General features: G+C 55.3%; 22 protein-coding genes and 2 pseudogenes. 15 read left to right on the top strand and 9 right to left on the bottom strand.

The window, feature by feature from the left end; genetic code table 11:
* Nucleotides 1-31 precede the first annotated feature (31 nt).
* On the bottom strand, nucleotides 32-883 hold the full coding sequence (locus tag ACI5FR_RS19015; protein ID WP_405457140.1) for an ABC transporter permease: 852 nt from the start codon (nucleotides 881-883) through the stop codon (nucleotides 32-34).
* A gap of 212 nt (nucleotides 884-1,095) precedes the next feature.
* Between ACI5FR_RS19015 and ACI5FR_RS19010 the strand changes: the two genes are divergently transcribed.
* The 4 genes from ACI5FR_RS19010 to ACI5FR_RS18995 all read left to right on the top strand — a co-directional run bounded on the left by ACI5FR_RS19010 (nucleotide 1,096) and on the right by ACI5FR_RS18995 (nucleotide 7,470).
* Complete coding sequence (locus ACI5FR_RS19010) at nucleotides 1,096-2,832, top strand: sensor histidine kinase (RefSeq protein WP_405457138.1); 1,737 nt, start codon at nucleotides 1,096-1,098, stop codon at nucleotides 2,830-2,832.
* The gene (locus tag ACI5FR_RS19005) at nucleotides 2,829-4,442 is read left to right on the top strand and encodes a response regulator transcription factor (protein WP_405457136.1); all 1,614 of its coding nucleotides are present in this window, start codon (nucleotides 2,829-2,831) and stop codon (nucleotides 4,440-4,442) included. Before ACI5FR_RS19010 ends, ACI5FR_RS19005 begins: the two co-directional genes overlap by 4 nt.
* 102 nt (nucleotides 4,443-4,544) lie before the next feature.
* Nucleotides 4,545-6,248: a type 2 periplasmic-binding domain-containing protein gene (locus ACI5FR_RS19000; RefSeq protein ID WP_405457134.1), complete on the top strand. Its 1,704-nt coding sequence runs from the start codon at nucleotides 4,545-4,547 to the stop codon at nucleotides 6,246-6,248.
* Nucleotides 6,249-6,303: 55 nt separating this feature from the next.
* Nucleotides 6,304-7,470 carry a glycoside hydrolase family 5 protein gene (locus tag ACI5FR_RS18995; RefSeq protein ID WP_405457132.1) on the top strand — a complete coding sequence of 389 codons (1,167 nt, stop codon included), beginning with the start codon at nucleotides 6,304-6,306 and terminating at the stop codon, nucleotides 7,468-7,470.
* Between the two features lie 169 nt (nucleotides 7,471-7,639).
* On the opposite strand, the gene ACI5FR_RS18990 is transcribed toward ACI5FR_RS18995, so the two are convergent.
* Nucleotides 7,640-8,284 (bottom strand): NADPH-dependent F420 reductase, encoded by a 645-nt coding sequence (locus tag ACI5FR_RS18990; RefSeq protein WP_405457130.1) that lies wholly within the window; start codon nucleotides 8,282-8,284, stop codon nucleotides 7,640-7,642.
* 95 nt (nucleotides 8,285-8,379) lie between these two features.
* Between ACI5FR_RS18990 and ACI5FR_RS18985 the strand changes: the two genes are divergently transcribed.
* The 4 genes from ACI5FR_RS18985 (at nucleotide 8,380) to ACI5FR_RS18970 (ending at nucleotide 10,994) form a co-directional block, all read left to right on the top strand.
* Nucleotides 8,380-8,961, top strand: coding sequence for a TetR/AcrR family transcriptional regulator (locus ACI5FR_RS18985; protein ID WP_405457129.1), 582 nt, complete (start codon nucleotides 8,380-8,382; stop codon nucleotides 8,959-8,961).
* A 95-nt stretch (nucleotides 8,962-9,056) separates the two neighbouring features.
* Nucleotides 9,057-9,713, top strand: a complete 657-nt coding sequence (locus ACI5FR_RS18980; protein ID WP_405457128.1) for a DUF2306 domain-containing protein — start codon at nucleotides 9,057-9,059, stop codon at nucleotides 9,711-9,713.
* Nucleotides 9,710-10,456 (top strand): MBL fold metallo-hydrolase, encoded by a 747-nt coding sequence (locus tag ACI5FR_RS18975; protein ID WP_405457127.1) that lies wholly within the window; start codon nucleotides 9,710-9,712, stop codon nucleotides 10,454-10,456. Before ACI5FR_RS18980 ends, ACI5FR_RS18975 begins: the two co-directional genes overlap by 4 nt.
* A 91-nt stretch (nucleotides 10,457-10,547) precedes the next feature.
* A complete protein-coding gene (locus ACI5FR_RS18970) occupies nucleotides 10,548-10,994 on the top strand; it encodes a LapA family protein (RefSeq protein WP_405457126.1) in 447 nt (148 codons plus the stop codon).
* A 58-nt stretch (nucleotides 10,995-11,052) separates the two neighbouring features.
* Here the strand turns inward: ACI5FR_RS18970 and ACI5FR_RS18965 are convergent, their stop codons facing one another.
* On the bottom strand, nucleotides 11,053-11,775 hold the full coding sequence (locus ACI5FR_RS18965; protein ID WP_405457125.1) for a TetR/AcrR family transcriptional regulator C-terminal domain-containing protein: 723 nt from the start codon (nucleotides 11,773-11,775) through the stop codon (nucleotides 11,053-11,055).
* A gap of 114 nt (nucleotides 11,776-11,889) precedes the next feature.
* Between ACI5FR_RS18965 and ACI5FR_RS18960 the strand changes: the two genes are divergently transcribed.
* A complete protein-coding gene (locus tag ACI5FR_RS18960) occupies nucleotides 11,890-12,273 on the top strand; it encodes a VOC family protein (protein ID WP_405457124.1) in 384 nt (127 codons plus the stop codon).
* Between the two features lie 144 nt (nucleotides 12,274-12,417).
* On the opposite strand, the gene ACI5FR_RS18955 is transcribed toward ACI5FR_RS18960, so the two are convergent.
* Entirely contained in the window at nucleotides 12,418-13,011 is a 594-nt protein-coding gene (locus tag ACI5FR_RS18955) for a hypothetical protein (protein ID WP_405457122.1), read from the bottom strand.
* Between the two features lie 306 nt (nucleotides 13,012-13,317).
* Here ACI5FR_RS18955 and ACI5FR_RS18950 point away from each other — a divergent pair.
* From ACI5FR_RS18950 to ACI5FR_RS18940, 3 genes and pseudogenes are all read left to right on the top strand, one after another.
* Nucleotides 13,318-13,695 (top strand): annotated as a pseudogene (locus ACI5FR_RS18950) (nitroreductase family protein); the annotation flags it as partial.
* 49 nt (nucleotides 13,696-13,744) lie between these two features.
* Entirely contained in the window at nucleotides 13,745-14,515 is a 771-nt protein-coding gene (locus ACI5FR_RS18945) for a pirin family protein (protein ID WP_405457120.1), read from the top strand.
* A gap of 174 nt (nucleotides 14,516-14,689) precedes the next feature.
* Entirely contained in the window at nucleotides 14,690-15,208 is a 519-nt protein-coding gene (locus tag ACI5FR_RS18940) for a DinB family protein (RefSeq protein WP_405457118.1), read from the top strand.
* Between the two features lie 84 nt (nucleotides 15,209-15,292).
* On the opposite strand, the gene ACI5FR_RS18935 is transcribed toward ACI5FR_RS18940, so the two are convergent.
* A complete protein-coding gene (locus ACI5FR_RS18935) occupies nucleotides 15,293-16,075 on the bottom strand; it encodes a sugar phosphate isomerase/epimerase family protein (protein ID WP_405457116.1) in 783 nt (260 codons plus the stop codon).
* 156 nt (nucleotides 16,076-16,231) lie between these two features.
* Here ACI5FR_RS18935 and ACI5FR_RS18930 point away from each other — a divergent pair, with 156 nt between their 5' ends.
* Nucleotides 16,232-18,487 carry a helix-turn-helix domain-containing protein gene (locus tag ACI5FR_RS18930; RefSeq protein ID WP_405457114.1) on the top strand — a complete coding sequence of 752 codons (2,256 nt, stop codon included), beginning with the start codon at nucleotides 16,232-16,234 and terminating at the stop codon, nucleotides 18,485-18,487.
* 21 nt (nucleotides 18,488-18,508) lie between these two features.
* Here ACI5FR_RS18930 and ACI5FR_RS18925 read toward each other — a convergent pair whose 3' ends face one another.
* From ACI5FR_RS18925 to ACI5FR_RS18915, 3 genes are all read right to left on the bottom strand, one after another.
* Nucleotides 18,509-19,372, bottom strand: a complete 864-nt coding sequence (locus ACI5FR_RS18925; RefSeq protein ID WP_405457112.1) for a carbohydrate ABC transporter permease — start codon at nucleotides 19,370-19,372, stop codon at nucleotides 18,509-18,511.
* 11 nt (nucleotides 19,373-19,383) lie between these two features.
* Nucleotides 19,384-20,304, bottom strand: a complete 921-nt coding sequence (locus ACI5FR_RS18920; protein ID WP_405457110.1) for an ABC transporter permease — start codon at nucleotides 20,302-20,304, stop codon at nucleotides 19,384-19,386.
* A 114-nt stretch (nucleotides 20,305-20,418) separates the two neighbouring features.
* Nucleotides 20,419-21,948: an extracellular solute-binding protein gene (locus ACI5FR_RS18915; RefSeq protein WP_405457107.1), complete on the bottom strand. Its 1,530-nt coding sequence runs from the start codon at nucleotides 21,946-21,948 to the stop codon at nucleotides 20,419-20,421.
* 304 nt (nucleotides 21,949-22,252) lie between these two features.
* On the opposite strand from ACI5FR_RS18915, the gene ACI5FR_RS18910 reads away from it, so the two are divergent.
* The gene (locus ACI5FR_RS18910; protein WP_405457105.1) at nucleotides 22,253-22,675 is read left to right on the top strand and encodes a VOC family protein; all 423 of its coding nucleotides are present in this window, start codon (nucleotides 22,253-22,255) and stop codon (nucleotides 22,673-22,675) included.
* A gap of 64 nt (nucleotides 22,676-22,739) precedes the next feature.
* On the opposite strand, the gene ACI5FR_RS18905 is transcribed toward ACI5FR_RS18910, so the two are convergent.
* A complete protein-coding gene (locus ACI5FR_RS18905) occupies nucleotides 22,740-22,913 on the bottom strand; it encodes a hypothetical protein (protein WP_405457103.1) in 174 nt (57 codons plus the stop codon).
* 101 nt (nucleotides 22,914-23,014) lie between these two features.
* On the opposite strand from ACI5FR_RS18905, the pseudogene ACI5FR_RS18900 reads away from it, so the two are divergent.
* Nucleotides 23,015-23,218 (top strand): annotated as a pseudogene (locus ACI5FR_RS18900) (DUF2306 domain-containing protein); the annotation flags it as partial.
* Nucleotides 23,219-23,368 lie beyond the last annotated feature (150 nt).

Here is a 23,368-nt window from a genome sequence, read left to right as displayed (position 1 = left end):
TACCTCCGCTTGTTGTGTTTGTTCCAAGGGTTTAAAACACGCGATAATTCGTCCACTTGTAGGCGCAATAGTAACCCCCGCTGATGAGGAGGAAGCCGACGACCGATTTGAACAACCCTACGGCAGCGGCCAGGCTGTATTGCCCGCCTTGGAAATTACGGAACACATAAGTATCGATAATATCGCCCTGCTGCAGGACGAGCGGATTGATCAGGTTGTAGATCTGATCGAAGTTGGCGCTCAGCATGCTCCCCAGGGAAAGGGTGAACACGACGGCCATGATCGGCAGCAGCGAAGGCAGCGTAATATGGATCGTCTGCTGCAGGCGACCCGCTCCGTCGATCTCGGCCGCTTCGTAGAGATCCGGATTGATGCCGGACAGGGCGGCGAGGAACACGATAGCGGAGAAGCCGAACTCCTTCCAGAGATCGCTGACGATAACGGTAATCCGGAACCAAGTGCCATCCCCCAGGAACATGACGGGCTGCAAGTGAAGCAGGCCGAGAAACCGGTTCACGATCCCTTCCAGCGACAAGACATCGAGCAGGATACCGGCCAAGATGACCCACGACATGAAATGGGGCAAATACACCATCGTTTGGATCGACCGCTTGAGCGACATTTGGCGAATTTCATTAAGCAGCAAAGCGAAGGTGACCGGCACGATCAAGCCGAAGATGATTTTCATCACCGAGATGAGCAAGGTATTCCAGATCACTTGCACCGAGCCGTGCATGGTGAAGATGAGCTGGAAATTGTCCAACCCGACCCAGGGAGAGTCGGCAATGCCCAGCCACGGCTTAAAGTTCTGGAACGCCATGATGATCCCCGGCATCGGAGCGTATTTGAAAACGAGCGCGACCAACACCGCAGGCAGCAGCATGAGATGGAGCCTCCACGTTTTACGGAACGGACGGCTCTTTTTTAATTTAACTCTTCCAGATATGGCGGAAGATGGTATAATGGCGGTGTTCTTCATGCAGATTCCTCCTGATATCGCGTCTAGTGTATACCTCGATTCTAGGGGGGAAGCGTTGCGATTGTATAGAATACATATTCAAGGTGGCTGTCAATATCTTAAGGGGGATGGCGCGAGTGAAGCGTAACAGGCCGATTTTCCAGAAAATCAACGGGGTCATCCTCCTGTTGTTGATTCCTATTGTGATTCTCTATACTTACTTCAGCCGAACGAGCCTTCAGGTGATCGACCAGCAGATGACGGCTTACAACGAGAGCCAGCTGCTGTTCCTGAAGAGCCAGATCGAATCCAGTGCGGAGCGGTTGTCCTTGTCCTCCAGCGTGCTGGCGCGCGACTCGTCCATCTTGGACCTGCAACTCAGCGTGTTCACCAAAGACTATTACCGGATGATCGCCAACCAGACGCAAGTGAAAGAGAAGCTCTACCTGCAAAGCTTCTCCAGCACTTGGACCAATGTGTTGTCCGTGTTCCTGCCCGATATAGAGCGTAGAATATCGACGAACCCGAGCGATAGCTTCGACCGAAGCGTCCTGAACCGGGACTACAACGGGAAGTGGCGCTACCAGCCGGGAACGGCCAACGACCCTCCGGCCTACCAGCTGTTGATCTGGGATCCGTACATTCCGAGAGACAACTCCTTGGCGGTCAATGCGGTCTACGAAGTCCGGTTCGGCGTGGAGAATATTAGGAAAATGCTGCAAAATTACAAGCGGGAAAGTCCGGGTCAAATTTTCTGGCTCACCGGCTCGGGCGAGGCGTTTTCGGTCTCTGAGTCCGGCGACGCCGAATTGAAGCAATTGGGGGCTTCTCTTCTCAGGGAAGGGCTAAGCGGAGACGTGGGGCACCGGAGCATGGAGGGGCAGAATACATATCTGAGCTATGTGTATGTCCCGGGACTCGACGCCTGGTTGATCGATTACGTCCCGACGAACGTGTTTCACGCGCCGATCATCCAGAGCCGGAATCTATTCTATCTGAGTATGCTCGGCTTGATCATTCTGGCATTCGCGGCTTCCTGGCTGCTCTACCTGCATGTGCAAAAGCCGATTTCGTATATCATCAAGGGGCTCAAGCATCTCGAGATGGGAGACTACTCGTTCCGGATCAACCGGCGGTTCCACAACGAATTCGACTACATGATGCAGCGGTTCAACGATATGGGCAGCGAGATTCAGCATTTGATCCAGAACGTCTACGAGGAGCAGAACCGCTCCCGGCTGGTCACGCTCAAGCAGCTGCAATCTCAGATCAATCCCCATTTTCTGTACAACTGCCTGTCCTTCATCGCCGGCTGCGCCAAGCTGGGCCATACGGAGACGATCAAGGAGATGGCCTACCATCTGGGCGGCTATTACCGGTATACGACCCGGGTGGAGAATCAAATGCCCTTGCTAAAAGAGGAGGTCGATCTGGTCGAACACTATCTGCAAATCTATTCCTTGCGGCTGGAGCGGCTGGACTATCTCCTGGAGATCCCGAAGCAGATGCTGGATGAACCGGTCATGAGACTGATCCTACAGCCTGTAGTGGAGAATGCGATCGTTCATGGCATTGAGCCCGTGCCCGGACGCGGCTTTATACGAATCACAGGACGCTGGGAGTCCGACTGGAATATTCTGCGCATTGAAGACAGCGGCCGGGGAATGACGGAGCCCGACATCGAGCAGTATCGGCTCCGTCTGGAACAGCCGATGGATGAGCGGATGGGCTGCGGACTGTGGAACGTCCATCAACGGTTGAAGCACCGGTTCGGGGAAGGAGCGGGCGTCTATATCGAGCCTTCGGCAGAGCTGTCCGGGCTATGCGTATCGCTTCGTTGGAAAAGAGAGACAGGGGGGGAGCAACCGACATGACTCAACTATTGCTAGTGGATGACGAGCCGGTACTGTTAGCGAGCTTGGTCGCCAACGACTGGGCCAAGATCGGCATGGAATACGTATTCCAGGCGGCATCGGGGCTGGAAGCGGTCGAGATTCTGAAGAAAACGCCAATCGATATCGTCGTCACGGATATCCGGATGCCGGGGATGGACGGGCTGCAGTTATGCAAGCATATCCAAGACCATTACCCCCGCACCCGCTCCATCCTGCTGTCGGGCTATGGCGAGTTCGAGTATGCGCGGCAAGCGATTATGCACGGGACGGTCAACTATTTGCTCAAGCCGATCAAGGACGAAGCGCTGATGGAGGAAGTCTCCCGCGTACGCACGCTGCTCCTGCAGGAATGGGAACAGGTCGGTTCCTTCGAACGGGCCAAGCAAACCCTGCACGTCCATCTGCCGTTACTGCGGGCTAATCTATTGAACGACCTGCTGTCCGGGGTGAGTATTCCCGCTTCCGGCCTGGCAGGGAAAATGCAAGAATACGAGATTCCGTTCGTGACGGGTGCCGGCTGTTCGGTGATGCTCGTCCGGTTGGACGGCGGGTTCAGGGATAGCGCGGAGGGTTCGCTGCTCTATGAATTTGCCGTACACAATATCGCGAGTGAAATCTTGCAAGCGGATTATGAAGTGTGGGCATGCAAAGATTCGTTCGGGTACTTGTGTTTTGCGCTGCAGCCGAGGGGGAAGGGCGAGGCGGCCCGCATGATAAACGTTTTGGACAAAGCCGCCCAAAATCTGCAGCTGAAAGTGTCCGCACTCTTGAAAGGGCGAATCTCCGTGCTGATCAGCGGGCCAGGTGCTTTCCCGGAGGGCCTGGTCGACTTATACCGCAAGGGGTTGAACGAATTCCGGAAGGTCCCCCGGAGCGACCGGGGGATCATGGTACGGACGGGCGAATCCCGCCCCCAGTCGAGATCCCTGTACGCTTTATACAGCCCGCCGGGCTTCGGGCAACTGCTCGAGGCCGGGCGCTGGACGGATGCGCGAGCCAAGCTGGACGACGTGATGGAAGAAATGAATGCCAAAAAATTGGATACCGAAGAACACCTGATGGAAGTCGTCTACACGCTCATGAATGTGTTCCTCTATCTCGCCCACTTGCAAGGCAAGACGCTGCTGGAGCTGTCCGGAGGCGAGGCCGACATGGCGGCGGATCCGAGGGCCTTCAGCACGCCGGGTCGGGTGCTGGAGTGGGCGAACAAGGTGCTCGACCATATGGAAGCCGGCAGCGCGCGTGAATTCAAGGACGGCAAGTCCCAGCTCTTCTCCAAAATTCATAGATTCATCGAGGCCCGAATCTCCGACGACGTGTCGCTGCAGACGATTGCCGATCACGTGGGTCTTCATCCCGTGTACTTGTCCGCCCTGTATAAACAGGAGATGAAAGAGAATATCAGCGACTTCATCATGCGATTCCGGATGGAAAAAGCGGGCGTGCTGCTCCGTACGACGGACATCAAAATCTATGAGCTGTCCGGTCAGCTAGGGTTCCAGAATCCCCCTTATTTCAGCAAATTGTTCAAGCAATATTACGGCGCAACCCCTCAAGAGTACCGGGATCGGCACCTCGCGGAATCTTAAATATTTCGTATATCATCTTAAAACATTATCTCTTACCCGGGTGTAAGCGCTGTAATAAGATGAATGTGCAGCTGACAAAAGACCTTAGGGGAGGAACTTGGGTTGAAAATGGGGAAAAAAACTTCGATGCTGGCGCTCGCGGCGATCATGGCGTTCTCGACCGTCATCACGGCTTGCTCCAAAGATTCGGATAACAAGGGAACGGGCGCAACGCCGGCGGCTACAGACACGAATAACAATGCCGCCGTCGATGCGATTCGGAAGGGGACTTACAAATTCGATACGCCCGTGACGATCACGACGGTCAAAGCGACCGACTCCACGATGAAATTCAAGAACGGGGAGAACTTCGAGAATAACATCCATACCAAATGGGCGCACGATCAGTTGGGGATCGATCTGAAGATGCTGTGGCAGGTGCCCGGCGAACAGTTCAATACGAAGCTGAGACTGATGCTGACCGCGAACGAATCGTTGCCGGACGTCATTACGACGCAGGATATGACCCTGCTGGACGAGTTGATCCAATCGGGCAAGTATCGGGATATCGGCCCGGATTTCGAGAAGTACGCCTCCGACAAAATGAAGAAGGTTTACAACTCGAACCCGCTCAACTGGAGCCAGGTCACCTACGGCGGGAAGAAGATGGCCATACCGAACTTCGCCAATGCCGGGAACGACAACGCCGTCATGTGGATTCGGCAGGACTGGCTGGACAAATTGGGCATGAAGGCGCCCAAGACGTTCGAAGAGCTGGAAGCGCTCCTGCAAGCGATCAAGGACAAGAAGCCGGGAGGCTCCGACAACGTCATCCCGCTAGGGGCGAGTCTTGGCTCCGGCGGATCTTCTCCGAATCCTTTTACCAGCTGGCTGGGCGAAACCTCCTGGGTGTTCGGGGCTTACGGCACGATCCCTTACCAGTGGCTGGAGCGGGACGGCAAGCTGATACACGGCTCGACGCTCCCGGCGATGAAGGACGGCTTGGCCAAGCTGAGAGACTGGTACAAGAAAGGCTACCTCTCGCCGGAAGCCGGCCTGCACGACGAGAATAAGCTGGGCGAATTGATCGCGCAAGGGCGCGTAGGTGTCGTGGTGGCGCCTTCCTGGATGTCCGGCTGGCCGCAGACGGATATGCAGAAAAATATCCCCGGGTCGATCATGAAGCCTTATCCGCTTCCTACGCTGAACGGCAAAATTACGGCCAAGGACACCACCTACCTGAGGGGCGGCATGCTGGTCAAGAAAGATTTCAAACATGTCGACGCCTTGTTCCTGTACCTGAACCGGATCTTCGGCATGGTCAATCCGGAAGCAGGAAGCGAGTTCGAGAACGGGATCGCGAAGGATTACGATTATACGGTGAAGGCGGATGGAACGATCTCCACGGAAGACAAGGATATTCCGGGCGGGAAGGTATCGCCGCTGAAGTATTTCCTCATCGAGCCGAAGGACCCGTTCGTCGGAACGGTGATGCGGGCCAATATCAGCCGGGGGGCGAAGCCGGTCACGCCAAGCGAGATCAAGGCCGCGGCCGGCAACAAGGACGGGCTCAAAGCGGCGGAGATCGTCGATGACGGCTGGAAGGCGGGGATGTATATTCCACAAGCGTACACCGGAGCGAACACGCCGACGATGCAGTCCAAGGGCGGCATCCTGGTGAAGCTGGAAGGCGATACGTTCATCAACATCGTGTACGGCAAAAAGCCGGTCGAGGACTTCGACAACTTCGTCAAAGAGTGGAAGAGCCTGGGCGGGGACGACATCGGCAAAGAAGTGAACGATTGGTATCAGAAAATGAAAAAATAAAATGGAATCGGCCCGCGCTCCTTGCGGGCCGATTGTTGCGAAAGGGGCAGCTAGCATGACGGAACTGCGTGGGAATGAACTGGAAGTGATCGGATTTGTTAGAGCGGAAGGACGCAAGCTGGTGAACGGGGAGGGCCGGGAGATCCTGCTCCGGGGAGTGGGCTTGGGCAACTGGCTGCTGCCGGAAGGGTACATGTGGAAGTTCCCTGAGCAAGGGGATCGGCCCCGACGCATCGAAGGGTTCGTCGAGAGATTGGTCGGCTCCGAGAAGGCGGCCCAATTCTGGGAGCTGTACTACGAGCGGTACATTATGGAAGCGGACATCGAGCGGATGGCGGCTGAAGGGTTCAATTCCATCCGCGTACCGATCAACGCGCGCTTCCTGATCGAGGATGGAGAGCCGCTGACGATCAAGCCGCATCGTCTCGACTATCTCGACAGGCTGATCGGCTGGTGCAGCGTACACCGTCTGTATGTCATCCTCGATTTGCACGGCGCGCCGGGCGGGCAGACGGGGACGAATATCGACGATTCGGAGCGGGACCATCCCGATTTGTTCACGGACGAGAAGAACAAGCGGCTTACCGTCGGGTTGTGGCGGATGCTCGCTGACCGATACAAGGACGAATGGATCGTCGCCGGGTACGATCTGCTTAACGAACCGCTGCCGGATTGGTTCGCGGCCTACAACGACCAGATGCTGCCGCTCTACCAAGAGATTGCGGGCGCTATCCGGGAAGTAGACACACGCCATCTGATCATTCTCGAAGGCGTTCATTGGGCGACGGACTGGTCCATTTTTACCGAGAAGATCGACGATAACCTGATGCTCCAATTCCACAAATACTGGAGCACGCCCGATACCGACAGCCTTCGTCCTTATCTGGACAAGAGGGAACAGTGGGACGTGCCGATCTTCATGGGAGAAGGCGGGGAGAACAATACCGAATGGTATGAGGCTGCATTTCAATTGTTCGAGGCGCACAACATCTCTTGGAACTTCTGGCCGTGGAAGAAGATGGACACCGGCAATTCGCCCTGCTCGATCAACAAGCCTGACGATTGGCACGTGCTGGTGCAAGCTCTGGAGGGAGGCGACTGTCCGGATGCAGCCGTGGCGGAGCGCATTTTGTGGGATATGCTGGACAATCTTCCGCTGGATAGGTGTACTTATCACGAGCATGTCGTCAGGTCCTTGTTCGGGAGTGGGGGCGGACGATGAAGGGATTCAGGACAGGCGGCGGAATCGGGCAATGAGGAGAGGTATCGTGTGTTCGGGGCGTTTGTTCCTCGATTGGGACTGCACATGCATGATCGAAACGGCACCGCACAGCCAATACAAGGCTGCTGCGGTGCCGTCTCTTGTAGCTCATCCGGTGTAACACCGGACTTCATTGCACAACGCGAAAGCTGAAATTCATATGTCCCAATGCGCCATAAATCCGCGAGGAGAGGGCGAGCAGCATCTCGGTCCCTCGGGCGGAGGAGATGTCCCCGATGTCCAGAATCAGCTTCCAGCCGAACCAATCGGCCAAGTAGCCCTGAACCTCCCGCTTGGCCGCGGCATCGTTCCCGCTGAGGAAGAGATGGTGCTCGCCGTCGGCCAAGCCGAGCGGGTTGACCATGATCGCGGAGGTCACCGTGTTCAAGGTCTTCACGACTTTCGCCCGCGGGAATTCGCGTTGGATTTGTTCGCCGAGTGAGTCGGTGTTCGCGACGGACAAGGTGAGGATGCCGGTCGAGAAGTCGAGCGGAAGGGAGATGTCGAGCACGATTTTGCCATTCAAATGCTCGCTGCCTGCGGCGCGAAGGGCTTCCAGGGAACCGTCCCCCGCCGTAGCGTTGATCACCAGCTGTCCGAAAGCCGCCGCATCCCGAAAACTGCCGACGCTGGCGTCATCCGAATTTTGCTGCTCCAGCCAATGTGTCAGCTTGCCAGGGCTGCGGGTGCCCAGCTTCACTTCATGCCCCCGGCGAACAAGGGCGCTCCCCAACGTCTGGGCCGCATTGCCGGAACCGATAATACCTATTCTCATTTCGCATCCCTCCATATACATACAGGTCTGTATACTTACATTGACAGTATATATACCGATCTGTATACTGTCAATAGAAATGAGGTGAACATTCAGTGAGTGAACCGAATGGACGGAAGTCAGAGGCTCGCGAGAAATTGCTCGTTGCGGCGAGCACGTTGTTTTTTCAGAGAGGGTTCCATGCCGTGGGGGTCGATACGATCGTCGAGCAATCCGGCGTTACCAAGATGACGATGTATAAGCACTTTCCTTCCAAGGACCATCTGATCGTGGCCATCCTGGAACGATCGGACGAGCTGTATTGGACTTGGTTCGAGTCAACGATCCGCGGGATCGAGAAGCCGGAGGATCAGCTGCTGGCCCTCGTCCGGGCGGTCGAGAGCAGGCGGGCCCAGTCCCCGGAATCGGTCTTTTGCCTGTATCAAGCCGTTGCGGTCGAGTTTCCCTTCCCCGAGCATATGGCGCATCAGAAGGCGGTCCGCCATAAGCAGTCGATCGTAGATCGGCTCGAAACAATGTGCCGCGAAGCCTCCTTGTCGGAGCCCCGGCAGCTCGCGCTCCAGCTGTTCGTCATGCTCGAAGGGATGTGCATCACCTCTCGGATGCTCGGAGGCACCGGACCGACCGCCCCGATGTCCGATGCGGCGCTTGCTTTGGTCCAGGCTCACCGGGCCTAAGGAATTTATACTTTTTTTAGAAAGCGTTAACGGTTTATCAAGACTGAGAACTTAAGATAAGGGGTGTGATTAGTAAAAACGCGGGGGGTGAGGCTATGAAACCGAAGATAAGCTGGTGGATTCTGGCCGTCGTATCGATCGGCGTAATGATCCCGTTTATGGTGCCCTATATGACATTGGATCCAGCCGACAGCCGTGTAGTGCTCGCTACGCCGGCTTTGCAATATCCGGTTTTGGTGGCGCATATTGGCTTCGCTTTTGTAGCTTTGGTCGCGGGATTTCTACAATTTGTGGATCGCATACGTCTTAACCATCCTCGGCTGCACCGGTATGTCGGGAAGGTGTATGTCTGCTGTGTCGGGGCGAGCAGCATTCTCGCCTTGGTGTTGGTGGGCTATGTCGAGCATTTTGCCAAGGCGGTGTCTTTTCTCACTCTGACTTTGCTGTGGCTCGCTACGAGCTGGCGAGGATACCGGTCCGCGGTACGCGGAGATTACCGGGCGCACCGGATCTGGATGATTCGCAGCTTCGGCTTCACATTGGTCGCGGTAAGCGCTCGTCTGCTAGTGCCCCTCTTGCTGCTGATCTATGCCGCATTCCACCGGTTCACGCTCCCGGGAGGGAGAGAATCGATGGTGCAGGAAGTGCTGAACGTGAACATTTGGGTCGGGCTTGTCCTCAATATGGGGATCGTGGAGTGGGTTATCCTTAGTCGAGAGCCCATCCTAAGAAAAAGAGGTGCTGCAGAATGAGACTTCAATTGGTTCGTCACGCCACGTTATGGTTGGAATATGCCGGGGTAACCCTATTGATCGATCCGATGTTCAGTGAGGCGGGAGCCAACCCGCCGATTGCGAATTCTGGCAACGAACGCAGAAACCCGCTTGTACCCTTGCCGGCTCCGGTGGAGAACTGGCTGCAGCCGGACGTCATCCTCGTGACCCATCTGCATCAGGATCATTGGGATCGTGTCGCCAGCGCCGCGCTGTCGAAGGACCTTCCGGTGCTGTGCCAGCCGGGCGATGAGGAGAAGATCGCTTCCACGGAATTCGCCAGCGTACTGCCGATTCATCACACCCACAAGTGGGAAAAGATTAGCATCACCCGCACGGGCGGCCAACACGGGACGGGGGAGATCGGACGCAAAATGGGCAACGTGTCCGGATTCGTGCTTCAGGCGGAAGGGGAACCTACACTATATGTCGCGGGAGATACGATCTGGTGCGATGACGTAAAGGCGGCGCTCGATACACATCGGCCGGATGTGGCGGTCGTCAATGCGGGAGGTGCCCGATTCGTCGCCGGCGATCCGATCACGATGGATGCGGAAGATGTGGCTAGCGTCCGCACCTACGCGCCATATACGCAAGTCATTGCTGTCCATATGGATACGATCAATCATTGTCTGGTCACAAGAGAAGAGCTGCGTCGCCGGTTAGCGGGCAAGGGATTGCTGGATCGGACCCTCATTCCCGAAGATGGAGAATGGGTGTAGGATCGGGGGGCCTGTGTGATTCATCGGCTTCCTCCTAGGGTACTGATTGGTAAAAAGAGACAATAGACAACCCTAACGAGGAGGAGAGCTTATGAAAGCGCAATGGATGATCGTTTGCGGATTAGGCTTGGCGCTGCTCACCGCGATCTTCGCCGTCTTCAATACGGAAGACGTGCCGCTGAACTACGGAGCCGGCGAGCTGCAAGTGCCGCTCATCGTCGTGATCTCCGCCGCGGTCCTGATCGGCGGATGGATCGTCGCGATGTTCGGCACAGTGCGGCCGTACCGGCTGCAGAAGGACCGGGACAAGCTCGAGGCGTCGAACCGGGCGCTGCGAGCGGCGAATGAGTCGCTGCAGGCGCAGCTGACCGAAGCCCAGGCCGCCTACGCGATGATGAAGAAGGAGCGGGAGGGGCATCGGCATGAGGAGACGTTGGAGTCTCCCGAGCTGCCGTCCTCGCTCGACGGAAGCGCCAATGACGTGTACCCGCGGGCTTGGGACACCCACCGCCAGCTGCCTCGGAACAAAACGAACTGACGCGCACGTCACAACAGGCTGTAACGGACCCCTCCGGGGTTGCCGTTGCAGCCTGTTGTTATTCGGGCTGCCCGGAAGTCAGCTTGGCGGTGAAGCCGTCGATCAGGACCCCCAGGCCGAAGCGGAATTCCTGCTGCCAATCGGTGCTTGTCGTATAAGGAGCAAGCCGGATTACATGCGGGAACTGATCCTTCGGAAGCTGCCCATAGACCTTCATATACTGCTCGCTGAGCTGCTCCTGCGTGTGGTCGCCGTCATCGGCGAACGTCCGCAGCCGTACCTCTTCCCCTACATAACCAACCACATAATTTTTCAGGATGGACGCCATCCAGGGAATCTGAGGATCGGGAAACCCGGCGGTGGCGAATATACCGAACAATCGCTCGATCTGACGCAACCGATTGTAGCTCACGGCAATCGTAGCCTGGAATAGCTCTGCTGCATCCCGGTACTTGTGCAGGAGCTCCCGGAACTGCTCGCCCCACGAGCTTATCTGGGACTGCCAAGGCAGAGATGAATCGGGCCACAGCATCTCCGAGCTCATATGATCGGCCAGCAGTTGGAGCAGCTGCTCCTTGCCCTTCACATGATAGTACAGGGAGGCGGGCTGGACGTGAAGATCTTCCGCCACCTTGCGCATGCTCAGCTCCTTCAGCCCGTATTCGTTCAGCAGTTTAAGGGCCGATTCCGTGATACGCTGTCGGGTTAACGGGATATGGAGGGTGTCCTCTTGTTCAAACCCGATCAGATCGGGGTGCAGCCGCGTTCGTTTGCGCGCCATCTTCTGCATCGCTCCTTTATGTTGACAATTATATCATATTAGATTAATCTAACATCATTAAATTAATAATAAGGATCATAAAATCGTTAGATTGATCAGGAGTGGAGCGTGCCCATGAAATTAAACCATTTGAATTTGTGCGTGGATGATTTATCAGAAGCTGCGGAATTTTTTCAAGCCTTATTCCAGTTTAGGCTGTTGGATCGGAAGGGGGCGGCGATCGCAGTGATGACCGATGAGGAGGGATTCACGCTTGTGCTGAGCAACCCCGAGGCGTTCGGCGGAGAAGCCCCTGCTTACCCGCAAGACTTCCATATCGGGTTCTACGTAGACACGCGCGACGAGGTAGATCGATTCCATAGCCGTCTTTCGTCATTGGAGACGTTCCGGCTGCAACCGGGAAACGCGCCTAAGCCCATGAGGGGCGGGTACACGCTGTATTTCAGGGCGCTGGGAGGGATTTTGTTCGAAGTGACTTGTATAGAGTCATCGAAATAAGACAAGAACCGTCCAAATCGGCATCGGACGGTTCGCCTCTATGTTCCTTGGGCTTCCGCTAACAAACTTCGATATTGTCCGATGACGTCGTCCGTCAGTGTTTCCTTCTCTCGTTAAGCTTAAAGTGCCTTGGAGGGAAAGACGTCATCTCCCGGGTCGACGCCTCCGGATTTGCAACCAACCGAACGCGCAGCCGGCCACAATGACCATGATGGCAGGAATGAGAACGGCGGCGGTCGACCGTTTCGAGTCGGGAGCGTTCCCGGGATTAACCTGGGAGGGGGATGTTCCCGTGCCCAGGTACTGCAAGGCCTCATTCCCCGATTTTAGGGGTTGGGTAAGTGAGCAAATACTCGTTACGAGGCGTCCCGAATCCAGGCTGGCCGCTACGATGTATTCCTGGCCTGCCTGGAACGTATCGTAGCCGCAACTTGCGGAGCTCATGGCCGTATAGACGGTGGCCTTCTGCGCCAATTCGCCCTTCCAGACTTGGGTGACGATAAAATCGACTCCGACTTGATCGGCCGAGGAGCGGATGAACTTCTGGCGGGGCGGCGTTACTTTCGTTACCACGCCGGCGAAGACGGCGCTCCGGCGATCGAGCTCGAATTTGACCTGCCGCTCGACGGAAGGCTGGGCGACACAAGAGCAGGCAAGGGCTTTTTCGGGCTTTGACACAAGGGCGACGCCGGCCAGGAGCGAACAGCACAACATGAACAAGATTAGCTTCTTGATCACACGTCTCATCTCCATTCTTTTACAGTCTATAGACGGGGGAAGGGGAGCGAAAGTTCCTGCAGTATGCAAAATAATCGATTGACAAAACGATCCGGATGAATTATCTTTAAGTTAAGATATTCAAGAAAAAGAAATGATTCGACAGCAATGGAACGAGTAGATAAGAGCTTTATTTTTTTGTTTGATATCTTAAATTAAAGATTGTGAAATATAAATGATTGGAGGGCTTATTGATGAGCGATTTTGTTCAAGTGGTTAAGGAACGCCGGTCGGCCGGCAAATTCATCCCTAACATTCCGCTTCGGGGATGCTTACCGGAATGTAGCGAATATTAATGAGGGACTGCTGCATTTGAACGTAATCAGCAAGCAAGAATACGATCGGGAGGTAGAGTCCGTGACCGCCTTCTACGAATCGCGGGGCGAGGCCTTCCTCCGGGAAGAAGCGATCCGCAACGCCAGCTTGTCCGCCCAGCTGTTCATGCTCGCGGCCAAGGAGAAGGGCTGGGACACGTGCCCGATGATCGGGTTCGATCCCGCCCATGTGTCCGAGGTGCTTGCGATCCCGGATCGCTATGTCCCGGTCATGCTGATCGCGATCGGCAAGGAGGATACGACCAACCAGCGTCCGAGAGGATATCGGAAGCCGGTCGGGGAGTTCGTGAGCTACAACCGGTTCGCTTGAGCCGGGGGACGATAGGAATACCACACTCTATTTAGGAGGCGTTTCGATTATGCAAACCAGAATATATACCCCTTCCATGCAAGCGGTAGGCGCGTTCGACGGAGGCAAGATCAAGGAGCAGAAGCCTATCGGGTTCCCGAGAGAAGGCTCGGTTGTGAAACGGGTGGGGCCGCTCTTTTATTGGGCCTGGGCTACGGCCAGCGAGGATGCGATGATCGGCCTGCACCCCCATCAAGGCTTCGAGATCATGACCTACGTGGTCGAGGGCAAGGCGGCGCACGGCGACACGCTCGGTACGAAGAGCGAAGTCGGCGCAGGCGGCGTGCAAGTCATGCAGACGGGCTCGGGCGTGAGCCATCAGGAGCAGGTTGCGGCGCAATCGGAGCTGTTCCAGATTTGGTTCGAGCCTTATCTGGACGAGGCTGTCCGCAGGCAGCCCACCTATCGGCAGCATGAACCGGACTCGTTCCCCGTACAAGAGCTGCCGGGCGTGCGGGTGAAGACGGTTATCGGGGCGGGGGCACCTATCGAGCTCGTCGCCGAAGCCCGGATGTGGGATGTCGAGATGGGGGCGGGGGCCAACTACACCCATCCGATCGCAGCCGGACATACCCTGACGGCGCTGGCAATTCGCGGTCACGGCACCTGGGCGAAGTCGGACGAAGGCGGAGACCCGAAACCGTTCGAGCACAAGGACTTCATTCTGGGTGCGGTGGATGCCGATTCGGAAGTCGTCTTGCGCACGACGGGCGGAGAAACGCTGCGCCTCATTCTCATCGAGGTGCCCACCACGGTGGATTATCCTCTCTATCGGCGCTGAACTCGAATTAAGGGTGCGCGCTTCTCCGGCCTTTTATGCTAAAATAGCGGTAGGTCTTGAATAGGGAGGCGTTCGGCATGAAAACTTATAACAATAACGGGCAAACTCTTAAGGGGATTAGCGCATAGCGGCCCGATAAACTGCATGATTCCCCGCCGAGAGGGGAATTCCGATTTGAAGTATCATGCTTTGCAGCAATACCAGTACCATGTCTGGGCCAACAAACAGGTGTGCGATCATCTGCAAAAGCTGACCGAAGCGGTCTATCGCCAGGAGCTCGTCAGCGTGTTCCCGACGATCTACGACGCCATGACGCATATCTACGTCATCGATTACAATTGGCTCGCGTTCCTGGAGCACGGCGGCGTCATCGAGATGTCGCCCGAGTACTTCGAGGAATTGAAGGCGTCCACGGATCGCGTCGTAGCGAGCACTACGGAGAAGAGCATCGAGGAGCTCCATCAGCTGATGGTGGATCTGAGCGAACGCTTTCTGCAGTTCATCGAGCAGCACGAGAATCTCGAAGCGTTGTGTCCGTCCGGAGCGTTTCAAGCCCGGTATGTCGATTTCATTCAACACATGGTGAACCACGGGACGTATCATCGCGGGAACGTAACGGCCATGCTCCGCCAACTGGGCCATGCCGGGACTCCCACTGACTATGGATATTATTTGTACACATTAACCTTGTAATTCCAAACGAGGGCTGTGACGGACCGCCGACGAGGCGGGCTGCTCGCAGCCCTCGTTCTATTCCAGGCGTCCCGCGCCGTTAAGCTACTTCCGAAGCTCCCGCTCGACGAGAGCAGCGTGCTCCAAGACGGTTTCGAGCGGAGTATCGAAATCGTATTCCAGAATGGACCGATACGCATGCTTCTGACTTCTCAGCGCCTGCCAGATCGGTGCCCATTCGATCGTACCGTCTCCGATCGGCTGATGCAGATCGTCGATTCCGTCATTGTCATGCAGATGGACCGCGCTTAATCGTTCTCCCAACCGACGAATGAGCTCCGGGGTATTCCAACCGTTGATGTGGGCATGACCGACGTCGACCAGCGCGGAGATCGTCGGGATTTCTTCGAAGAGCCGGACGAATTCGTCCTCATCGAACAAGGCGAATTCATGGAAGCCTACATTCTCCACAGCCAAGTCGATGCGGAGCTTCTGAGCCACTTCGCCCAGCCGCTTCAGGTTGTCGATCGATCGCTGTTGGGATTGCTCGCGCATGAACAGCCGGGTGGAATACAGGCTCGGATGAACGACCATCTGTTCCGCTCCGATATGGGCCGACCATTCCAGGCACTCTTTGTACACCTCGTAGGAATACTGACTGATCATCTCGAACCGGGCTGAAGCCAGATTCAGCTCCCAGATCGGGGAGTGCACGCTAATCGGGCCCTTGTGGCCCCGGAATCGCTCGAATTCCGCATGCCAATTCACGGGTTCGTCCCAATTCGGTCCGTCCATCGGGAGCTCCAGTCCCCCCGACCAAGCAGCCAAGAGCTCCTTGCAATCGTCAATCCGTTTCATATACGGCAGTAAATTGATAAAGACCGTCATCGTATCCCTGCTCTCTGATTGAAATAGTCTCGCCGATTCCAATAAAATAGCCCAAGCAGAACAAACAAAGGGCAACATTCCAAAAGATTGTTAATTTTCAAGATCGCGCCCTATGCGCTACTATGGAGATAAGCTGTCAAACAAAGGGGTTTCCACATGCTCGCGTCCTTGCACAAGTTCAGAACAAATTCCTTGTTTATGAAAATGCTGATCTATTTCCTGGCGGTCATGCTTTTGCTGGCTTCCTTCAATCTGTGGTCGTACACGTACTTCAGCCGGAATGTGGACCAAGAAATCATCACGTACAATCGCACCATTACCCAAAAATACGTAGACAGCTTCGAGTCGCAATACAATATTTGGCGCGGCCTGTTGCTCAGCCAGCAGTTCGATGAACGCGTCCAGGCGATCGCCCGCCAAGGCGCCAAGGCCTGCAAAGCCTCGCTCGATTACACCATGGTAGCGAGTGTCATCCAGCAGCTCAGCTCCATGACCTCGCACCCCTCCTATTACTTCGACAACGTGATGATCCATTACAAGGCGTACGGGTTTCTATTGGAGAAAGAAGCCCTGATTGATGCGGATCGTATGTTCACGCAGTACTATGAGAACAAGAACTACCCCTTGTCCTATTGGCTGCGCAGCGACGGGCTGTCTTCCGACCTGACCGCTTCTCCGAGCCGCGTATTCTCCCTCCGGGCCGGTGCTGCGACAAAGCTGCTGATGCCAATCGAGCTGAATTTACCGAATGAACCGTTCAGTCTCATCGCGTTCGTCGACATGGAGAAGTGGAACAAGGCGAACTTAACCCTTCCCGGCTCCCAGCAGCTGATCCTCGATGCCAAGGAGAACACGATCTTCGAGTCCGCCAAACCGATGGATCCTGATAAGGTGCCTGCCTGGGACGGTCACTCCCCTTGGGTGATGAAGCAGGGGACGTACTACTTCTTCGAGAAAGGTCGGGAATCCGGGTTTACCTACATCACTGCCATTCCGTTCTCCCTGATGAAAGCCAAACTGCTGAAGTTAAATTGGATCATCCTGATCCTGTTCGCGAGTACGCTCATTCTGGCGCTGCTCGCTTCCTGGCGGTTCAGCCGGAACATTCATCAGCCGCTCAAGATGATCATGAAGGGGATGCAGCATACGGAACCGGCTACATTCCATAGTCCGATCAAGGAATTCAATGCCATCCAGAACCATATGAAGGACTTGCTGCAGGAGCGGAATCGGATCCTTCTGAAGCTGCAGAACAGCGCCTCCCTGCTTACCAACTATAGCTACATGGTTCGCCTGAAGAACTTGGCGCTGGATAGTCACGAGGTCCAGGAATTGCCGATCGGCGAAGGCTCCTTTACGATCATCGTGTACCAGCTCCGGTTCCGCCGAGGGATGGAGCATGCGCCGGCCGCATACCGCAACCCAACCAAGCGCATTCGGGAAGTCATCGATCTGACCATTCGCCAGCCGTTCCCGGACTCGCATACGTTCCAGATGGAGCCAGATCAGCTGCTGTCGGTCATTTACAAGACCAGCGACCAGGCGGAGGCTCTCGAGGATGGAATGCGGCAGCTGAAGCTCATCTTCGATCAAGACGTCGCTTACTACCTCATTACGGTCGCCGTCAGCTCCCTGATTGCTTCATCGGAGCAATTCGACCAAGCTTATATGGAGGCGCTTCGCCTCGTCTATCAATCCAGGCCGGTGGAAGAGACCCAGATTCTGTGGGATCTGGCCCCTACAGAAGAATTCGTCGGGTTCTCGACCGATCAGGATCAAGAATTCTACGTCCATCTGCAAGCGGGGAATGAAGTCGCATGCCATCTGTTGATCGATCGGGTGCTGGACGACCGCTTGCAGCACTCGGCAACCGCCAGCCAACTGCTGAGCTTCTCCGAGAGCGTGCTTGTGCGTACGAAGAGGACGATGGGGCTCCTGAAGATCGCCTTGCCGCCTGCACTCTTGAACTATCCTGAGCTCCTCCGGGAATGTGTGACACCCGGGCATTACAACCGTCTGCTGAAGGAGGCCCTGACGGAAGCGACCCGAGCCGTCATCCTGAAGAGGGAAGAGAGCTATGACCTCATTCAATACGTCATGGGACTCCTGGAGAGCCATTACCAGGAGGACATCTCGCTCGATATGCTCGCCCACAAGCTGAACATGTCGGCCAGCTACTTATCGGTGTATATCAAAGAGAACACCGGCAAGAACTTCATCGACCATCTGAACGGCATTCGTCTGAACAAGGCCAAGGAGTTGCTGGAGGGGTCCTCGCTGTCCATCCAGGATGTCGGGATGAGCATCGGGTATCGCAATGTCACTTCCTTCATCCGCATGTTCAAGAAGGAGACGGGGATGCCGCCCGGCGATTACCGCAAAACCGTATTTCGTCGCCTAGAGCATCCGTAACCCGTATGAACCTGCATTCCGTCAGCCTTTGACCGAGCCGATCAGCGCTCCCTTGGCGAAATACTTCTGAATAAACGGGTAGATAAGCAGAATCGGGAGGGTAGAGACCATGATGGCCGCATATTTCAACGCGTTCTCATTGATGGTGAACTCGCCCCCGATCGGCCCCTGGGCGCTCGTCATCTCGCCGCTCAGGACGATGTTGCGCAGAATCAGCTGCAGCGGGAACAGGTGATGATCACGCAAGTACATCAGCGCCCCCATGAACCCGTTCCAGATCCCGACCGCATAGAACAGCCCGATTGTGGCCAGCACCGGCTTGGACAGCGGCAGCACGATACGGAACAGGATGCCGAGCTCGGACAGTCCGTCGATCTTCCCGGATTCCTCCAGCTCATTCGGCAGCCCCATGAAGAAGGTGCGCATGATGAGCAGGTTCCACGTCGCCACAGCCCCCGGCAGCACCATCGCCCACATGGTATCTAACAAGCCCAATGATTTCACGACGAGGAAGGTTGGGATCATGCCCCCGCTGAAGAACATCGTGAAGACGATCAATATGATGAACGTTTTATGCAGTACCATCATCTTCTTGGACAGGGCGTAAGCCCCGAACGAGGTCACGATCAGGCTCACCGCCGTGCCGAGAGTAACGTAGATGAGCGTATTCTTGTACCCGGTCATGATTCGGCCGTCCCGGAATACGTACCGGTACATGTCTGTATTGAATTCCTTCGGCAACAACCAGACTTCCCCTTGGGCGATCGGTCCGCTGCCGCTGAAGGAGACGCCCAACATATAGAGGAACGGATACAGACAGGCGACGACAACGCCTAGCAGAATTGCCCCGTTCACGTAATCGAACCAATTACTTCGTTGACGCATTAGCTTACCTCCTACCAAAGACTGTTGCCGCTGACTCTCCTGCTGATCCCATTCGCACTCAGGATGAAGATAAAGCTGATGATGCCCATGAATAGATCGATGGCCGTGGCGTAGCTGAATCTTCCTTCTGACAATCCCACCCGATAGACATATGTGCTGATGATATCCGCCTTGCTGTATACGACTGGAGTAGCCAGCAAAAAGACTTTCTCAAATCCGATCTCTAGGACCCTGCCAATATCCAAAATCAGAATCACCATGATCGCAGGAGCAATCCCGGGAAGCGTAATGTGAAGCGTCTGCTTCCAGCGATTCGCACCATCGATGCGCGCCGCCTCATACTGCTGGGGATCAACTGCACTCAGCGCAGCCAGATAGATGATCGTCCCCCAGCCGAGATGCTGCCAGATATCGCTCGACACATAGATCGTCCGGAACCAGGAAGATTCCACCATGAAATTGATACGCTCCAGGCCGATGAGGTCCAACAGATTATTGACCAATCCGATGCGGGGCGACAGGAACATCGTGATGATGCCCGCTACGATCACGTTGGATATAAAATGCGGCAAATAGCTCACCGTCTGGACGAACCGCTTGAGGAAAGAATTCCGTACCTCATTGAGGAGCAAGGCCAGGATGATCGGCGCCGGAAAACCGAAAATGAGCTTATAGAACCCCAGCAGGAACGTGTTTTTCAGAATCGAGAAGAAGTCCGGGCTCTGGAAGAAGAGCTCAAACCATTTGAACCCCACCCACTTGCTCTCCAGAATGCCCCTGTACAAGTTGTAGTCCTTGAACGCGATGACAATGCCGAAGATCGGAGCGTATTTGAAAATCAGATAGTAGAGCAGGCACGGCAGAAACAACAGCAATAAATATTTATCGCGTTTCAGGTTACGAACCCACGAAGTTGACCTAGGTGTCGACATTTCATACCCCCGGTTGGCGGAACCTGTCATTCCGATTGATTGAAGGCTCCTTCGAGCCGGGAAGATTCGTCCCCGGCTCGAAGGCAGCTCCTCCTATTGCTTAATTGATTCGACTTACTTAGCGTTCATGGCCTTCTGGTTCCGCTCATAGGCGGCTTTGTTCACATCCACCACCTTGTCGACGCCGAGACGCTTCATCTCCGCGACGTAGGCCGGCCATTCATCGAAGCTCTTTTGCCCGACGATAAACTTGGCGATTTGCTCATCCCGGTACTTGACAACCGCCGGACTGGTCTGATTCATGATCTCATTCTCCTGATCGGTGAGAGCGAGGCGAGGCTGCACCTTCGCTTCGTTCCCTGATTGGATCTGCTTCAGCGCTTTGTTCATTTTATCGGAATTCATGTAGGCATAGGCGTTCATATCCACGACGAGATGGGCCCCATACGTGGCGATTCCCGTCTTGGTGCGAAGATCGCCCAGAATGGCGAAATCCGACTTGAACTTCCGCTTTCCGTTCTCGACCGTATACGTTTCGCCTTCTTTACCCCACGTAGCCATATCGATGCCTTCCGGCGAGTACAGGAAATCGAGGTAACGGAGCGCCGCGTCCTTGTTCTTGGAATTCGAAGCTACCGCGAAGCCATTCGACAGCAGGCCGCCATAGGCGTTATACGGCTTGCCGTTCGCCCCGCCTTTAGGCGGCACCATGTAATCGAGACTGAATTCGGCCGGGGATTTCTTGATGATGACCGGAATCTCATCCATCGCCCCGATATAATCGCTTGCCATAAACCCTTTATTCTGCGCCAGAAGGTCGTTGAACTGATCGCGCTTCATCGCCATGAAGTCTGGAGGAATCAACCCATCCTTATAGAACTTGTTCAGGGTCATGAGCATTTGCTTGTACGAATCTTCAATAGGTCCGTACCGCCACTCATTCTTCTCGTAATCCACATACGAGCCATGCCAAGTGTTGAAGGCAGGCGCAATGTTAGTCAGCGAGGTGAGGGCGTCATAGATGACGACCGGGTAGCTCGAAGGGTAGAGCTCCTTCAGCTTCTTGGCCACCGTATACATCTGGTCCCAGTCCGTCGGAGGGGTTAAATTATTCTTCTTGAAGATGTCGTCCCGGTACAGCCAAGACCGTCGAGACCATTGCTCCAGGCCGTAGTGTGGAAGGTAGTAGCTCTTGCCGTCCGGGGACAGGGTAGCCGCCTTCACATCGGGATGCTGCTCCAGGAATTTTTTGTAGTTCGGCATTTTGTCCATATTATCGAAGAAATTGAGGAACGCACCGCTGGCTCCATTTTGGTTGGCCGCGGTCAAGCTGGGAACGATCAGCAGATCCGGCATGTCTCCGGAGGAGATGGCCAGATTCATCGCGGTCGTGTAGTCGCTCGCCGGTACCGTCACTTTGAAGTCGATGTTCGTCTTTTCCTTAATGAACTTGTAGATCGGCCAATCTTCCCTGTACGGCCAGGACGGATGCTGCGCGGTCATCATTTTCAATGTAACCGGCGCGTTCTTGGACGAGTCCGACGCCTTGGCCGGCTCTTTGGCCTCCTCCTTCCCGCAAGCCGCGACCGTGGTAGCCAGGACGGCGACTAAGCTGAGTTTTGCTGCGTGTGCCTTCACACCCATGGGTAAACCCCTCTCTTTGGACTTTTTCTCTTACAAGTCTAAGTCTAGCTTGCCAGCTGCACCCGTTCTACAAGCACTTGTTTGTATTGTTGCCCCTATCTTGGATTCATAAAAAAGGAGAAGAAGCAAAGCAATGGTAAACTCACGCGATGAGCAGCCTTGTATGGTCCAGGCGATGGAGCTGATTGAGGCGTCGACCGTTCAGATGCATTTGGTGCGGCAAGTTCTTTAACCGGATTAAAGAATCCGGGGATCCTATGGTACACTGATTGTACCTTATTGGAAAAGGAGGGGCTTAATCACGATGAAACCCCGAATTACGGTTATTACTTTGGGCGTTGATGATTTGGAGAGGGCGCTGACCTTCTATCGCGACGGACTGGGGCTGCCGACAGAAGGGATCGTCGGCCGGGAATTTGAGCATGGCGCGGTGGCTTTCTTCGACCTGCAGGCCGGGGTGAAGCTGGCGATCTGGAACCGCAGGGATCTCGCCCATGAGGCGAAGGTTCCGCTGACCGCGCCTAGTGTGGCCGAATTCACCCTGGGCCACAATGTAGGCAGCAAGGCAGAAGTTGACCAGGTGATGGAGCAGGCGCGCCGGGCGGGTGCAGTCATTACGGACCCCGCGCATGAGGCGTTCTGGGGTGGATACTCGGGCCACTTCCAAGACCCGGACGGCCATCTTTGGGAAGTCGTATGGAACCCACTGTGGGAGCTCGAGGATTAGTGAATAACATAAACGGGACGGAGCATGAGGGATCTCAGTTCCGTCCCGTTGTGTTTGCACGAGGTCAACCGTTCCCGTGCACCTGCCGCAACCGTTCCCGTCGCAGCAGGTAGACGAAATACGGCCGTTCCAGGATGAGTCGCTTGCGGACGTGCTGTACGTTTTCCTCTTCCGTGCTATGGGTATCGATTTCATCGATTGTACGGAACAGCTCGTCCAGCATATATTTGATTTTCACTTCACTCAAGGTTCGCAGAGGGCCGTGAAGCGTCCACTCGGAGGAGGCGGGGAACACCCGGTAAGAGATGCGGACGTATTCCGCTTCCTTCGTCCTCGGACTTGCACGTGGCGTTCGCTTGTGTGGCCTTCGCGGCGTGAGCGATCAATTTCTCAGACAAGCTGCGGGTCCGCAACCGCATGTTTCATTGGGTTAACGGGTACGTCTACTTGGTCGCGGTCCTTGCTGTTGTGCTCACGTCCGGCTATATGGCTCCTTATGCTACCGGAGGAAAAGCGGCCAGCATTGCGTTTAATCTGCTGAATTGGACAAGACGGATCCGGATAGGCAAAATAGCAGATGTTGAATGGATACGGACGTGCAAGAAGCATGTTTTGCATCGGCCGTCTTAACAAGGTAAAATTTAGCAGAGGAAAACAAGTGATTTCCGCTAAATATTCCTTGACAAGAATATT

This window comes from Paenibacillus sp. HJGM_3 (assembly GCF_045062745.1).
In the GTDB taxonomy this organism is placed as follows: Bacteria; Bacillota; Bacilli; order Paenibacillales; family NBRC-103111; genus Paenibacillus_AA.
Note: the sequence above shows the minus strand (reverse complement) of the source record. Positions and strands in the feature narration are given on the sequence as shown.